The following is a 14,524-nucleotide window of genomic DNA, read 5'->3' on the forward strand; positions in this document are numbered from 1 at the left end:
CAGGCCGAGCAGGCAGGTCGGGCCGTCGAGGACCACGCCACGCCCGACGACCTGGACTGACACCACGCCCACCCGCGCCTAGGCTCGTGGTCGACGCCCGGGCCCGGCCCGGGACCGGACGTCGCCCCGTCGGCCCAGGAGGTTCCATGACCCATCCCGAGGACCACGACGCGCCGCGACGCTCGCTCGACGGCGCCCGCGAGACGGCCGCCCTCGCGGCCAAGAACGAGCGCCTCGCCGAGGCGCTGCGGCAGGCGCGGGACCGGATCGTCGAGCTGCAGGGTCAGCTGGACGAGCTCGGGCGCCCGCCCGCGACCTTCGCGACCTTCCTCGAGGCGCGCCAGGACGGCACCGTCGAGATCATCTCCTCGGGGCGCAAGATGCACGTCCAGGCCGTACCCGGGGTCGACGTCGACGCCCTGCGCCCGGGCCAGGAGGTGCGCCTCAACGAGGCGTTCGCCGTGGTCGAGGCCGGTCGCTACGAGAACGTCGGGGAGATCGTCACGGTCAAGGAGCTCCTGGGTGACGACCGTGCCCTGGTGGTCGGGCGGGCCGACGAGGAGCGGGTGGTCCGGCTCGCCGGGTCGGTCCTGGACGAGCCCGTGCGGATCGGCGACGCGCTGACGGCCGAGACCAGGACCGGGTTCGTCTTCGAGCGGATCCCTCGCTCCGAGGTCGAGGAGCTGGTCCTCGAGGAGGTCCCGGACATCGACTACGCGGACATCGGCGGTCTCGGGTCCCAGATCGACCTGATCCGCGACGCGGTCGAGCTGCCGTTCCTGCACCCCGAGCTCTTCCGCGAGCACGGGCTGCGTCCCCCCAAGGGCGTGCTCCTCTACGGGCCGCCCGGGTGCGGCAAGACGCTGATCGCCAAGGCGGTCGCACGCTCCCTCGCCGAGACCCGGGGCGGGACGGGGGTCGACGGCACCGCGGCGAAGAGCTACTTCCTCAACGTCAAGGGCCCTGAGCTGCTCAACAAGTACGTCGGGGAGACCGAGCGTCACATCCGCCTGATCTTCGCGCGGGCCCGGGAGAAGGCCTCGCAGGGCAACCCGGTCGTCGTCTTCTTCGACGAGATGGAGTCGCTGTTCCGCACCCGGGGCACCGGGGTCTCGAGCGACGTCGAGACGACGATCGTGCCGCAACTGCTCAGCGAGATCGACGGCGTCGAGCGGCTCGACAACGTGATCGTCATCGGCGCCTCGAACCGTGAGGACATGATCGACCCGGCGATCCTGCGTCCCGGCCGCCTGGACGTCAAGATCAAGATCGAACGGCCCGACGCCGAGGCCGCGCGCGAGATCTTCGCCAAGTACCTGACCTCGGACCTGCCGCTGCACGCCGACGACCTCGCCGAGCACGGCGGGGACCCCGAGGTGACCGTCGAGGGCATGATCCAGAGCGTGGTCGAGCGGATGTACGCCGAGTCCGCCGAGAACGAGTTCCTCGAGGTCACCTACGCGTCGGGGGACAAGGAGGTCCTCTACTTCAAGGACTTCAGCTCGGGGGCGATGATCCAGAACGTCGTCGACCGCGCCAAGAAGACCGCGATCAAGGAACTCCTCGCGACCGGCGGCCGCGGCATCCGGGTGGACCACCTGCTGAGCGCGTGCGTCGACGAGTTCAAGGAGAACGAGGACCTGCCGAACACCACCAACCCGGACGACTGGGCACGGATCTCGGGCAAGAAGGGTGAGCGGATCGTGTTCATCCGGACGATCGTGCAGGGCAAGGGCGGTACCGAGAGCGGCCGCACGATCGAGACGATGAGCCCGACCGGCCAGTACCTCTGACCTGCGCCCCGCGGGCCCGCACCGCGGGTGTCCGACCGCGGCACTAGCCTGGTCCGGTGAGCGTGCGCCGGGTGATGGGGATCGAGACCGAGTTCGGACTGGTCGAGCCGGGGCGTCCGGGAGCCAACCCGATGCTGCTCTCGAGCCATGTCGTGGCGGCCTACGCGGCGCTCGGCCCCGAGGGGGAGCGCGCCGGGGCCTCGGCCGGGGCGACCGGGCCCGCCGTGCGGCACCCCCGGTGGGACTACGAGGACGAGGACCCGCTCGCCGACGCGCGGGGCTTCCGCCTGGACCGTGCCTCGGCCCACCCGTCGATGCTCACCGACGACCCCTCGCGCCCGGCCGCAGCCGGTCCCGACGCCGGCGGTCCCGAGACCGCGGTGCCGGCCGAGCTCGCAGGCACCGCGGTGCGTCGCCCCGCGACCGACGAGTACGAGGACCCCGGTGCCGCGACCACCGTCCTGACCAACGGGGCCCGTCTGTACGTCGACCACGCCCACCCCGAGTACTCCTCGCCCGAGGTGACCTCCCCGCGCGCGGCGGTGGTCTGGGACAAGGCGGGGGAGCAGGTCGCCCTGCGCTCGGTCCGGCTGCTCGCGCAGAACCCGGCGATGCCGGATGTCGTGCTGTACAAGAACAACGTCGACGGCAAGGGCGCCTCGTACGGCATGCACGAGAACTACCTCGTCGACCGCCAGGTCCCCTTCGAGGAGCTCGTGCGCAGCCTCGTGCCGTTCCTCGTGACCAGGCAGGTGTTCGCCGGGGCGGGGCGGGTGGGCCTCGGGCAGACCGGCCGTGACGCCGGGTTCCAGATCAGCCAGCGGGCCGACTACGTCGAGGCCGAGGTCGGGCTCGAGACGACTCTGCGGCGCCCCATCGTCAACACCCGGGACGAGCCGCACGCCGACCGCGTGCGCTGGCGCAGGCTGCACCTGATCCTCGGGGACGCCACGCTCCTCGAGGTCGCGACCTGGCTGCGGCTCGGGACCACCTCGCTCGTCCTGTGGCTGATCGAGACCGGGCGCGAGCGTCCCGCGGTGCTTGAGCCCTTGCGGGCCCTGCGGCTGGCCGACCCGGTCGGTGCGGTGCGGACGGTGAGCCGGGACCTGACCCTGTCGCGGCCCCTGGACCTGGCCGACGGACGTCGGATGACGGCTCTGGAGATCCAGCGCGGGTACCTCGAGGCGGTCCGCGCGGCGATGGGCGACAGCCCCGATGCCGAGACGCAGGCCGTCCTGGACCGCTGGGACTCGGTGCTCGAGCGGCTGGGCTCCGACCCCCGCAGCTGCGCGCGCGAGGTCGAGTGGGTCGCCAAGCTGCGTCTGCTCGAGGGGATGCGGACGCGGGACCACCTCGCGTGGGACCACCCGAGGCTCGCCGCGATGGACATCCAGTGGTCGGACCTGCGACCCGAGCGAGGCCTCTACCACCGGCTCGCCGCGGCGGGAGCCGTCGAGCGGCTGACCGACGACGAGGAGGTCGCCCGCGCGGTCCACGAGCCACCGGCCGACACCCGCGCCTACTTCCGCGGCACGGTCGTCCGGAGGTTCGGCGCGGCCGTGCGGGCCGCGAGCTGGGACTCGGTCGTGCTGGACGTGCCCTCCTTGCCGTCGTTGCGCCGGATCCCGCTGCGGGACCCGTGGCGCGGTACCCGCGAGCACGTGGGCGTCCTGCTCGAGGAGTGCGAGGACGCGGCAGCGCTGGTCGAGCGCCTCGGCGCGGGCTGAACGCCTAGGATCGTCAAGGACGGCACCCGTCGGTGCCGGTGGCAGGATCGACGCAGCACCGGGAGGGCACCATGGCCGGTCAGGACCAGCGCCAGCACCGTCGTGAGGACGAGGAGCCGGCCGACCAGCCCGAGCCCGTCCCCACCGCTCCGGCGGCCCAGGCCCGGGACGCCGAGGTCGACTCCCTGCTCGAGGAGATCGACGAGGTGCTCGAGTCCAACGCCGAGTCCTTCGTGCGCGGGTTCGTGCAGAAGGGCGGGCAGTGAGTGCCGATGCGCCCCGACCACGGCAGGCTCCCTGAGACCTTCACCACGCCGGGCACCTCGTCCTTCCTGGACTTCCTCGCCCGGCACGACCCGTCACTGCTGCCCCCGGGACGACCGCTGCCCGCGGGCGAGGTGCCGGCCTCCCCGAGCGCCACGACGATCGTCGCCCTCGCCTTCGACGGCGGCGTCGTGCTCGCGGGGGACCGACGGGCGACCGCCGGGTCGATGATCGCGAGCCGGCACATCGAGAAGGTCTTCCCGGCGGACGAGTACTCGGCCGTGGGCATCGCGGGGACGGCCGGTCTCGCCCTCGAGCTCGTACGGCTGTTCCAGCTCGAGCTCGAGCACTACGAGAAGATCGAGGGCAGCCTGCTGTCCCTCGACGGCAAGGCGAACCGGCTCGCCACCATGATCCGCGGCAGCCTGGGCCTGGCGATGCAGGGCCTCGCGGTGGTGCCGCTCTTCGGCGGCTACGACCTGAGCCGCGAGGTGGGGCGCATCTTCTCCTACGACGTCACCGGTGGGCGGTACGAGGAGACCGACTTCCACGCCGTCGGGTCCGGGGCCGTCTTCGCCCGGGGCTCGCTCAAGAAGCTCTGGTGGGCCGGGATGGCCGAGCACGACGCCGTGCGCACCGCGGTGCACGCCCTGGTCGACGCCGCCGACGACGACTCCGCGACCGGTGGCCCGGACTCCACCCGCCGCATCTGGCCCGTGGTCGCGACGGTCACGGCCCGCGGGTACCACCGCGTCGAGGACGCAGCACTGGCGGCTGCGCACGCCGAGGTCGAGGGCGTCCGCCGAGCCACCGAGGCGGGGGGAGGGGAAACACGATGAGCATGCCCTTCTACGTCTCACCAGAGCAGCTGATGAAGGACCGGGCGGACTACGCCCGCAAGGGCATCGCGCGGGGCCGTTCGGTGGTGGTGCTGGCCTACGCGGACGGCATCGCCTTCGCGACCGAGAACCCGTCGCGGGCCCTGCACAAGATCTCCGAGATCTACGACCGCATCGCCTTCGCGGCGGTCGGCAAGTACAACGAGTTCGAGAACCTCCGGGTCGCCGGGGTGCGGTACGCGGACCTCCGGGGCTACTCCTACGACCGGTCGGACGTCAACGCCCGCGGGCTGGCCAACGCCTACGCCCAGACCCTCGGCACCGTCTTCACCACGGAGTCCAAGCCCCTCGAGGTCGAGCTCGTGGTCGCCGAGGTGGGCGCGACGCCCGAGGCGGACCAGATCTACCGCCTGTCCTACGACGGCTCGGTCGCCGACGAGCGCGACCACGTCGTCATGGGGGGCCAGGCCGAGGTGCTGGCCGACCGCCTCTCGGCCGGGTGGCAGCCCGGGCTGGACCTGGCGGGCGTGGTGCGTCTGGCCGTCGACGTGCTCGGCACCCAGGCCGAGGGCGACCCGCGACCGCTCGACCCGGGGCAGCTCGAGGTCGCGGTGCTGGACCGGCACCGGCCGCGCCGTGCCTTCCGGCGTCTGGGGGCCCCTGCCCTCGCCGAGCTTCTCGAGGGCTCGCCGCCCGACGAGCGGGTCTGACCCGTGGACCGTCGGATCTTCGGCCTCGAGACCGAGTACGGGGTCACCTGCGCGGTCGACCAGGGACGAGGCCTCTCGGCCGACGAGGTCGCGCGCTACCTCTTCCGCAAGGTGGTCGCCTGGGGGCGGTCCTCGAACGTCTTCCTGCGCAACGGCTCGCGGCTCTACCTCGACGTCGGCTCCCACCCCGAGTACGCGACCGCGGAGTGCGACGACGTGTACGACCTCGTCGCCCACGACCGCGGCGGCGAGCGGGTGCTAGAAGGACTCGTCGCCGACGCGCAGGAGCGCCTCGAGCACGAGGGGGTCCCGGGCCGGATCCACCTGTTCAAGAACAACACCGACTCGGCCGGCAACTCCTACGGCTGCCACGAGAACTACCTGGTCCGGCGCCAGGGGGACTTCGGGCGGCTCGCCGACGTCCTGGTGCCCTTCCTGATCACCCGGCAGGTCCTGACCGGTGCGGGCAAGGTGCTGCCCACCCCGCGAGGGGCGACCTACTGCCTGTCGCAGCGGGCCGACCACATCTGGGAGTCGGTCTCGAGCGCGACCACCCGGTCCCGCCCGATCATCAACACGCGCGACGAGCCCCACGCCGACGCCGAGGCCTACCGCCGCCTGCACGTCATCGTGGGCGACTCCTCGATGGCCGAGCCCACCACCGTGCTCAAGGTGGGGGCGACCGACCTGCTGCTGAGGATGGTCGAGGCCGGGGTGCCGATGCGGGAGATCTCCCTCGAGAACCCCATGCGGGCGATCCGCGAGATCAGCCACGACCGGAGCGGCACCGCGCCGGTGCAGCTCGCCAACGGTCGCACGGCGACCGCCCTCGACATCCAGGACGAGCTGCTGGCGCGGGTCCAGGCCTTCGTGGCCGACCACGTCGAGCAGACCCCCGTGATCAAGCAGGTGCTCGAGCTGTGGGAGCGGGGCCTGCACGCGGTGCGCTCGGGTGACCTCTCCCTGGTCGACCGAGAGCTGGACTGGGTCATCAAGCTGCGCCTCATCGAGCGCTATCAGGCCAAGCACGGTCTCGAGCTGGACGACCCGCGGGTCGCGCGGCTCGACCTGGCGTACCACGACATCTCCCGTACCGAGGGGCTCTACAACCTGCTCGCGGCACGGGGCATGGTCGACCGGGTGGTCTCCGACCTCGAGGTCTTCGAGGCGACGGCGGTCCCGCCCCAGACCACCCGGGCCAAGCTGCGGGGGGACTTCGTCCGCCGTGCCCAGGAGGCCCGCCGCGACTACACGGTCGACTGGGTGCACCTCAAGCTCAACGACCAGGCCCAGCGCACCGTGCTCTGCAAGGACCCGTTCCGCAGCGTCGACGAGCGCGTGGACCGCCTGCTCGAGTCGATGTGACCGACGCGTGACGCGGTCGTGACGGTGCTCCGGCCGCGGCGGCCGGCCGGCTCACGAGACCGTACAGTGGTCGCTGCGCAGACCAGAGGTCTGCCGTCACCGCAGCGCCCGGAGGGGCGCGTCGAGAGGAGCCGTGTGCGTCGTCGGGCTGGAGCTCTTGCCACCGTGCTCATGGTCGTCGTGCTCGGTGCGTGCGCCTCGGAGAGCGAGCCGAGCGTGGACGTCGTCGTGACCGGGGAGTCCGGTGAGGTCCCCGAGCTCGCCTATGAGATGCCCCTCGTGATCGAGGAGGCCATGACCGAGGTCGTCTGGGAGGGGCAGGGCCCCGCCGTGGTCGAGGGTGAGCCCGTCCTGGTGAACTTCTACGCCGAGGACGGCGCCGAGGGGACGGTGCTGGGTGAGACCTTCTCGAGCGACCCCAAGCCGTACCTGCTGTCCCCGGACGCGCTCGGCGTCGACATCTACGAGGCCCTCGAGGGCCGGACCGTCGGGTCGCGGATCCTGCACATGGTCCCCGGGGATGCGAGCACCCCGCCGACCGTCGCCGTCTTCGACCTGCTGCCGACCCGCGCCGAGGGCGAGCAGGTGGAGGCCCGTGAGGGTCTCCCGACGGTCGAGCTGGCCGGGACGGGCGAGCCCTCGATCACCATCCCCGACGTCGAGCCGCCCGGTGACCTGGTGGTGCAGCCCCTCCAGCGTGGCAGCGGCGACCAGGTCGCCCCCGGTCAGGTCGTGACCGTCCAGTACACCGGCGTGGCGTGGTCGGACGGTGCGGTCTTCGACACCACCTGGGCCCCCGGCAAGCTCCCCGCGACCTTCCCGATCGGCGTCGGCTCGGTCATCGCGGCGTGGGACGAGGGCCTCGTCGAGCAGACGGTCGGCAGCCAGGTACTGCTCGTGGCCCCGCCCGCGATGGGCTACGGCGGCGACGAGACCGAGCTCTCCGAGGAGACCCTCGTCTTCGTCGTGGACATCCTGGCCGCCACCGGCGGCCCGAGCTCCTAGAGGAGGCCCAGCATGGCCGTGGCAGTCCGGGTGATCCCCTGTCTCGACGTCGACGCCGGCCGCGTGGTCAAGGGCGTCAACTTCGCCGACCTGCGGGACGCGGGCGACCCCGTCGAGCTCGCACGACGATATGACGCCGAGGGCGCCGACGAGATCACCTTCCTCGACGTCTCGGCCTCCTCGGGGGACCGTCAGACGACCTACGACGTGGTCGGACGCACGGCCGAGGAGGTCTTCGTCCCGCTCACGGTCGGCGGTGGTGTCCGGTCGACCGAGGACGTCGACCGGCTGCTCCGTGCCGGGGCCGACAAGGTCGGGGTCAACACCGCGGCGATCGCTCGCCCCGAGCTGGTCCAGGAGATCGCTCAGCGCTTCGGCAGCCAGGTCCTGGTGCTCTCGGTCGACGCACGACGGGTCGTGGACGGCCCGCCGACCCCCTCGGGCTACGAGGTCACGACCCACGGCGGCCGTCGAGGCACGGGGATCGACGCGGTCGCGTGGGCGCGCCAGGCGGTCGAGCTCGGTGCCGGTGAGGTGCTGCTCAACTCGATGGACGCCGACGGCACCACCGCGGGCTTCGACCTCGAGATGCTCGCCGCCGTCCGGGAGGCCGTGGCCGTCCCGCTGATCGCGAGCGGCGGTGCCGGCACGCCCGAGCACTTCGTCGCGGCCGCGCGGGCCGGGGCCGACGCGCTGCTCGCCGCGAGCGTCTTCCACTTCGGGGTGATGACCGTGGCCGACGTCAAGCAGCACCTGCGGGACGCGGGGATCCCCGTCCGCTGAGTTCTCTCCCCCGGGGGGTCGCCGTCAGCCTGCGCGCCCTCGGCACGTGGATGTCGGAGCCGCGTGAGATGCTCGGAGCATCCCCTCGATGGAAGGACGTCCTCGTGCGCGCGCGCCCGGTCAGGCCCGAACCACCCGTAGGGCCGTCCGACGACGGTCCTCGCGCCGCCCTCACGGGCGGGGTCGCGCGGCGGTCCTTCCAGCTCGTCGTCCGGGGGCTCGCGGCCCAGCCGCGCACCTACACCCTGGCCATCGTCACCTCGGGCATCTTCGGCGCCCTCACCGTCGCGGTCAGCCAGGTGCTGGGGGCGGTCACCGACCGCGTCGTGGTCCCCGGCGTCGCCGGTGACCTCGACGGCACCGGTGCCGTGTGGCTCGCGGGGCTCGCCCTGCTCGGCGTCGCGGTAGCCCTGGGCATCTCGGTCGCGGGGCGCCGCATCTTCGCCGGGATCGGCGTCTCCGACCTGCAGGCGGGCCACCGGCGAGCCGTGACGCGGCAGTACCTCCGCCTGCCGATGTCCTGGCACCGGGCCCACCCCACCGGCCAGCTGCTCTCCAACGCCAACGCCGACGTCGAGGCCGCCACCGGTGTGTTCAACCCCCTGCCCTTCGCCCTCGGTGTCGTCGTGATGATCGTCGTGGCGGCCGTCGCCCTCTTCAGCGTCGACGTGTGGCTCGCCGTGACCGCCCTGGTGGTGCTGCCGATCGCCGTCCTCGCCAACCTCGTGTTCCAGCGCTACATGTCCCCGGCGATCACGCGTGCCCAGCAGCTGCGGGCCGAGGTCTCGGACGTGGCTCACGAGAGCTTCGAGGCGGCCCTGCTGGTCAAGTCCCTCGGGACCGAGGCCCGCGAGGAGGCACGCTTCGCCGAGCGCGCCGACGCGCTGCGCGCCGCCAACGTCCGCGTGGGCAAGGTCCGGGCGGTCTTCGACCCCGTGATCGACCTGCTCCCCAGCCTGGGCACCCTGATGGTGCTGCTGGTCGGTGCGAGCCGGGCCGCGAGCGGGGCGGTCGACACGGGTGAGATCGTCTCGGCCGCGTACCTCCTGACCCTCATGGCCGTGCCCGTGCGCGCCTTCGGCTGGGTGCTGGGCGAGCTCCCCCGGGGCCTCGTCGGCTACGACCGGATCTCCCGGGTCCTGGACGCGCGCGGGGCACTCTCGGTGGGCGCCCGCGCCCTCGACCCCACGGACCGAGGGCTGCACGTCCGCCTCGAGGACGTCGGCCTGACGGTGCCGGGGCAGGACGGACCGCAGACCCTCCTCGACGAGATCGACCTCGAGCTGCGTCCCGGCCGCACCGTGGCGCTCGTCGGTGTGACCGGGGCGGGCAAGACGACCCTCGTCGGGCTGCTCAGCCGCCTGCAGGACCCGACCCGTGGCACGGTCCTGCTCGACGGCCTCGACCTGCGCGAGGTGCGCGACCAGGACCTGACCTCTCAGGTCGCTCTCGTCGCCCAGCAGACCTTCCTCTTCGAGGACACCGTCCGGGCGAACGTCACCCTGGCCGACGAGGACGACCCGACGGCGCCCACCGACGAGGCGGTGTGGGAGGCGCTGCGGCTGGCCCGGGTCGACCAGGTCGTCCAGGCCCTGCCCGGCGGGCTCGACGCGCCGCTCGGTGAGCGGGGGGCGAACCTCTCGGGCGGCCAGCGCCAACGCATCGCGATCGCCCGGGCTCTGGTGCGCCAGCCACGCCTGCTCGTCCTCGACGACGCGACCTCGGCGGTCGACCCCGGCATCGAGCAGGAGATCCTCGCTGGTCTCCGCCACGGCGGGCAGGGCCCCACCGTCCTGATGGTGGCCTACCGGATGTCCTCGGTGATCCTCGCCGACGAGGTCGTCCACCTGCATGCCGGACGCGTGGTCGACCGGGGGGCGCACGAGGACCTCCTCGCGCGGGACCCCGGCTACCGGGCCCTCGCGACGGCGTACCAGGACGAGACGGCCCGCCGTGAGGCCGAGATCGCGACGCACGCCAGCAGCGCGACGCAGGGGGGGAAGCGATGAGCAGCACCGCACCCGAGGGCGTGCGCCTCGAAGGCACCAGCAGTCTCGGAGCCGGGGCGACCCTGCGCCGGGGGCTGGCGATCTCGCCGCAGCTCCGCGACGGGCTGGTCATCACCGTGCTCCTCGCGGTCGTGGCCGCCAGCGGGCGCGTGGTCGTGCCGATCGCCGTCCAGCAGACCATCGACACCGCGATCCTCGCCGACGGCGGGCCGCAGACCTCGCGGGTCGTCGTGCTGGTGTCGCTCGCCGCGGTCGCCCTGCTCATCGCGGGGGCTGCCTCGGCCCTCGTCAACGTCCGGCTCTTCCGCAGCAGCGAGGCGGGTCTGGCGACCCTGCGCACCCGGGCCTTCCGCCACGTGCACGACCTCTCGGTGCTCACCCAGAGCACCGAGCGCCGAGGCAGCCTCGTCTCGCGGGTGACGAGCGACGTCGACACGATCTCGCTGTTCGTGCAGTGGGGCGGCATCATGCTGCTCGTCTCGGTGCTGCAGATCGGCGTCGCGACGATCCTGATGCTCGTGTACTCGTGGCAGCTGACGCTGGTCGTGTGGCTCTGCTTCCTCCCGCTCCTGCTGATCCTGCGCCCCGCGCAACGCCGGGTGAGCATCGCGTACGCAGCCGTGCGGCAGCGGGTCGGCGCGATGCTGGGTGCGGTCTCGGAGTCGGTCGTCGGTGCCGAGACCATCAAGGCCTACGGCGTGGGAGAACGGACGCAGCGGCGGATCGACCGCGCCGTCCGGGCCACCCGCGACGCGATGGTCAAGGCTCAGGTCCGTGTCGCGCTCGTCTTCTCGAGCGGTGTGCTGGTCGCCAACCTCGTGCTGAGCGCGGTGGTCGTGGTCGGCACCTTCCTGGGCATCGACGGTACGCTCAGCGTCGGTCGGGTCCTCGCCTTCCTGTTCCTGGTGCAGCTCTTCACCGGGCCGGTCCAGATGGCCACCGAGATCCTCAACGAGCTGCAGAACGCCCTGGCGGGGTGGCGGCGCGTGATCGGCGTGATCGACACCGAGGTCGACGTGCACGACGCGGGGGAGCAGGGGCGCACCACACCCCGTGGCCCCGCCGAGGTCGAGCTGCGGGGGGTCGCCTTCTCCTACCCCGACGGTCCGCGCGTCCTGCACGGCGTCGACCTCCTGCTCCCTGCTCGGGCCAAGGTTGCCGTGGTGGGGGCCACGGGGTCGGGCAAGACGACCCTCGCCAAGCTCGTCACGCGCCTCGTGGACCCGGCCGAGGGCACCGTCCTGCTCGACGGGGTCGACCTGCGTGACGTGCCGCTGGCGAACCTGCGGGAGCGGGTCGTCCTCGTCCCGCAGGAGGGCTTCCTCTTCGAGGGCACCCTGGCCGAGAACGTCGCCTACGGCGGCCGGGGGGTGGCGGGGACCTGGGCCGCCGAGGACGCGACCGAGCGCGACGCCGCCGTGCAGCGCGCCTTCGACGAGCTCGGGCTCTCCGACTGGCTCGGCGACCTGCCCTCGGGGTTGCGGACCCACGTCGGGCAGCGCGGGGAGCGGCTCTCGGCGGGGGAGCGCCAGCTGGTCGCCCTCGCCCGCGCCCATCTCGCCGGGGCCGACTACCTCGTGCTCGACGAGGCGACGAGCGCCGTCGACCCGGCGACCGAGGTCCGGATCGCGCGAGCACTGGACCAGCTGACCGCCGGTCGCGGGACGCTGACCATCGCGCACCGGCTCTCGACCGCCGAGGCCGCCGACGTGGTGGTGGTCGTCGAGGCGGGGGAGGTCGTCGAGGTCGGTCCGCACGCCGAGCTCGTCGCGGCCGGGGGGCACTACGCGGGGATGCACGCGGCCTGGCTCGCGCAGACCAGGTAGGCACCCGTGGCAGGATCGTCAGGTGCCTGAGAACTCCGCCCCCGACGACAGCCCCTCCCGCGACCTGCGCGTGCCGAGCGCCCTCGACCCGGCCGTCGCGGACCGGTTGAGCCGCGACCCTGCGGGTCTCGTGTGCGCCGTCGTGCAGCAGCACGACACGCGCGAGGTCCTCATGGTCGGCTGGATGGACGACGAGGCGCTGCACCGCACCTTGACCACCGGCCGGGTGACCTTCTGGAGCCGGTCCCGACAGGAGTACTGGCGCAAGGGGGACACCTCGGGGCACGTGCAGCACGTGCGGTCGGTCGCCCTCGACTGCGACGGCGACGCCGTCCTGGTGAGCGTCGACCAGGTGGGGGTCGCCTGCCACACCGGGACCCGTAGCTGCTTCGAGGCCGGGGGCGACCTCGGCGCCACCGTGGCGGCGGAGGCGTCGGCATGATCGAGCCCACGCCCGCCGCCGGTCAGGCCGCGCCGGGGACCGACCCCCTCGTCGAGGTCCCGTGGGGGACCACCTGGCCCACCCTCGGCACGTTCCGCGAGCTGGCGCGCGACCGCCGTGTGGTCCCCGTGGTGCGCAGGTTGCTCGCCGACGACGTCACCCCCGTCGGGCTCTACCGCACGCTCGCCGGTGGCCGGCCTGGGACCTTCGTGCTCGAGTCTGCCGAGGTCGACGGCACGTGGTCGCGCTACTCCTTCGTCGGGGTCCGGTCACGCGCGACCCTGACGGTCGAGGACGGGCAGGCGAGGTGGACCGGCGACGTCCCTGTGGGCGTCCCGCAGGGTGGCGACGTGCTCGAGGTGCTCGAGGCGACCCTGGACGCGCTGCGTACCCCGGCCCTGCGCGGGCTGCCGCCGTTGACCGGGGGTCTCGTCGGAGCCCTCGGGTGGGACGTCGTGCGGCACTGGGAGCCCACCCTGCCCGCGCTGGCCCCCGAGGAGCTCGGTGTGCCTGAGCTCACGCTCTGCCTCGCGACGGACCTCGCCGTGGTGGACCACGTCGACGGCTCGGTCTGGCTCATCGCCAACGCGATCAACTTCGACGACACCGACGAGCGCGTCGACGAGGCGCACGCGGACGCCGTCGCACGGCTGGACGCCATGCAGGTGGCCCTCGGTCATCCCACGCCCGCCGGCACCGGGGTGCTCGTGGACATCCCCGAGCCCGAGCTCGAGTTCCGCAGCACGCGGGCCGAGTTCGAGGCGGCCGTGCGCCAGGGCAAGGAGGCGATCCGCGAGGGCGAGGTCTTCCAGGTGGTCCTCTCCCAGCGTCTCGACCTGGACTGCCCGGCCGAGCCCCTCGACGTGTACCGCGTGCTCCGCACGATCAACCCGAGCCCGTACATGTACTACTTCCAGCTCCAGGACGCCTCGGGCCAGGACTTCGCCGTCGTCGGCTCGAGCCCCGAGACCCTCGTGAAGGTGACGGGCGGGCGGGTCGTCACGTACCCGATCGCCGGGTCCCGGCCCCGCGGGACGACCCCCGAGGAGGACGCCGAGCTGGCCGAGGAGCTGCTCGAGGACCCCAAGGAGCGGGCCGAGCACATCATGCTCGTCGACCTCTCCCGCAACGACCTGGTCAAGGTCTGCGTACCGACCAGCGTCGAGGTCGTCGAGCTGATGGCGGTCAAGAGGTTCAGCCACATCATGCACATCTGCTCGACCGTCGTCGGCCGTCTGCGTGAGGGTGCGACCGCACTCCAGGCCCTCGTCGCGACCTTCCCCGCGGGGACGCTCTCGGGCGCTCCCAAGCCGCGGGCCATCGCCCTCATCGACGAGCTCGAGCCCGCCCGCCGGGGGATCTACGGCGGGACCGTCGGCTACTTCGACTTCGCGGGGGACATGGACATGGCCATCGCCATCCGCACCGCGCTCATCCGGGACGGGCGCGCGAGCGTGCAGGCCGGTGGCGGGATCGTCGCCGACTCGGTCGAGGCCCTCGAGTACGCCGAGTCCCGCAACAAGGCCGCAGCAGCGGTGCGTGCCGTGCAGGTCGCTGCTCGACTACGGCGAACCCCATGATCTGGCTGCCGCGCCGCCGCGCCGTCCTCCTCGGGCTGGTGCTGGGGGCGTCGACGGCGATCGCGGGTTCGGTGGCCTGGGTGGGTGCCGTCACCACGAGCGCCGTCGAGGCCGAGGTCGCCCTGGCAGTGCCTGGGTCGGTGGCCGCGCCCGGCGTCACCGCCGCAGGCCTCGTGCTGCT

The 14,524-nt window shown here is 72.9% G+C and carries 13 protein-coding genes; all 13 read left to right on the forward strand.

Annotated features, from left to right (window positions below):
• Nucleotides 1–146: 146 nt before the first annotated feature.
• Nucleotides 147–1,793, forward strand: a complete 1,647-nt coding sequence (gene arc, locus L0B03_RS05950; protein WP_250444773.1) for a proteasome ATPase — start codon at nucleotides 147–149, stop codon at nucleotides 1,791–1,793.
• 56 nt (nucleotides 1,794–1,849) lie between these two features.
• Nucleotides 1,850–3,520 (forward strand): depupylase/deamidase Dop, encoded by a 1,671-nt coding sequence (dop, locus tag L0B03_RS05955; RefSeq protein ID WP_250444775.1) that lies wholly within the window; start codon nucleotides 1,850–1,852, stop codon nucleotides 3,518–3,520.
• Between the two features lie 71 nt (nucleotides 3,521–3,591).
• Nucleotides 3,592–3,786: a ubiquitin-like protein Pup gene (locus tag L0B03_RS05960; protein WP_250444778.1), complete on the forward strand. Its 195-nt coding sequence runs from the start codon at nucleotides 3,592–3,594 to the stop codon at nucleotides 3,784–3,786.
• A gap of 6 nt (nucleotides 3,787–3,792) precedes the next feature.
• Nucleotides 3,793–4,623, forward strand: a complete 831-nt coding sequence (gene prcB / locus L0B03_RS05965; protein WP_250444780.1) for a proteasome subunit beta — start codon at nucleotides 3,793–3,795, stop codon at nucleotides 4,621–4,623.
• Nucleotides 4,620–5,333 (forward strand): proteasome subunit alpha, encoded by a 714-nt coding sequence (gene prcA / locus L0B03_RS05970; protein WP_250444782.1) that lies wholly within the window; start codon nucleotides 4,620–4,622, stop codon nucleotides 5,331–5,333. Before prcB ends, prcA begins: the two co-directional genes overlap by 4 nt.
• Before the next feature lie 3 nt (nucleotides 5,334–5,336).
• On the forward strand, nucleotides 5,337–6,698 hold the full coding sequence (gene pafA / locus L0B03_RS05975; RefSeq protein WP_250444784.1) for a Pup--protein ligase: 1,362 nt from the start codon (nucleotides 5,337–5,339) through the stop codon (nucleotides 6,696–6,698).
• A 135-nt stretch (nucleotides 6,699–6,833) separates the two neighbouring features.
• Complete coding sequence (locus L0B03_RS19545) at nucleotides 6,834–7,703, forward strand: FKBP-type peptidyl-prolyl cis-trans isomerase (protein WP_250444786.1); 870 nt, start codon at nucleotides 6,834–6,836, stop codon at nucleotides 7,701–7,703.
• Nucleotides 7,704–7,715: 12 nt separating this feature from the next.
• Nucleotides 7,716–8,486, forward strand: a complete 771-nt coding sequence (gene hisF / locus L0B03_RS05985; RefSeq protein WP_250444788.1) for an imidazole glycerol phosphate synthase subunit HisF — start codon at nucleotides 7,716–7,718, stop codon at nucleotides 8,484–8,486.
• A gap of 104 nt (nucleotides 8,487–8,590) precedes the next feature.
• Nucleotides 8,591–10,495 (forward strand): ABC transporter ATP-binding protein, encoded by a 1,905-nt coding sequence (locus L0B03_RS05990; protein WP_250444790.1) that lies wholly within the window; start codon nucleotides 8,591–8,593, stop codon nucleotides 10,493–10,495.
• Entirely contained in the window at nucleotides 10,492–12,321 is a 1,830-nt protein-coding gene (locus L0B03_RS05995) for an ABC transporter ATP-binding protein (RefSeq protein ID WP_250444792.1), read from the forward strand. The genes L0B03_RS05990 and L0B03_RS05995 overlap by 4 nt, the downstream gene beginning before the upstream one ends.
• A 70-nt stretch (nucleotides 12,322–12,391) precedes the next feature.
• A complete protein-coding gene (hisI, locus tag L0B03_RS06000; RefSeq protein ID WP_250444798.1) occupies nucleotides 12,392–12,763 on the forward strand; it encodes a phosphoribosyl-AMP cyclohydrolase in 372 nt (123 codons plus the stop codon).
• Nucleotides 12,760–14,343, forward strand: a complete 1,584-nt coding sequence (locus tag L0B03_RS06005; RefSeq protein ID WP_250444794.1) for an anthranilate synthase component I — start codon at nucleotides 12,760–12,762, stop codon at nucleotides 14,341–14,343. Before hisI ends, L0B03_RS06005 begins: the two co-directional genes overlap by 4 nt.
• The coding region (locus tag L0B03_RS06010; RefSeq protein ID WP_250444796.1) for a hypothetical protein at nucleotides 14,340–14,524 on the forward strand (185 nt) is incomplete at its 3' end. The genes L0B03_RS06005 and L0B03_RS06010, both read left to right, overlap by 4 nt.

It is taken from the genome of Actinotalea sp. C106, from assembly GCF_023630195.1.
GTDB lineage: Bacteria > Actinomycetota > Actinomycetes > Actinomycetales > Cellulomonadaceae > Actinotalea.

Excerpts from the sequence above, each read along its gene's own strand:
- prcB (WP_250444780.1), top strand. The coding sequence starts at position 3,793 with ATGCGCCCCGACCACGGCAGGCTCCCTGAGACCTTCACCACGCCGGGC.
- L0B03_RS05995 (WP_250444792.1), top strand. The coding sequence starts at position 10,492 with ATGAGCAGCACCGCACCCGAGGGCGTGCGCCTCGAAGGCACCAGCAGT.
- L0B03_RS05960 (WP_250444778.1), top strand. The coding sequence starts at position 3,592 with ATGGCCGGTCAGGACCAGCGCCAGCACCGTCGTGAGGACGAGGAGCCG.
- hisF (WP_250444788.1), top strand. The coding sequence starts at position 7,716 with ATGGCCGTGGCAGTCCGGGTGATCCCCTGTCTCGACGTCGACGCCGGC.
- prcA (WP_250444782.1), top strand. The coding sequence starts at position 4,620 with ATGAGCATGCCCTTCTACGTCTCACCAGAGCAGCTGATGAAGGACCGG.
- arc (WP_250444773.1), top strand. The coding sequence starts at position 147 with ATGACCCATCCCGAGGACCACGACGCGCCGCGACGCTCGCTCGACGGC.
- L0B03_RS06005 (WP_250444794.1), top strand. The coding sequence starts at position 12,760 with ATGATCGAGCCCACGCCCGCCGCCGGTCAGGCCGCGCCGGGGACCGAC.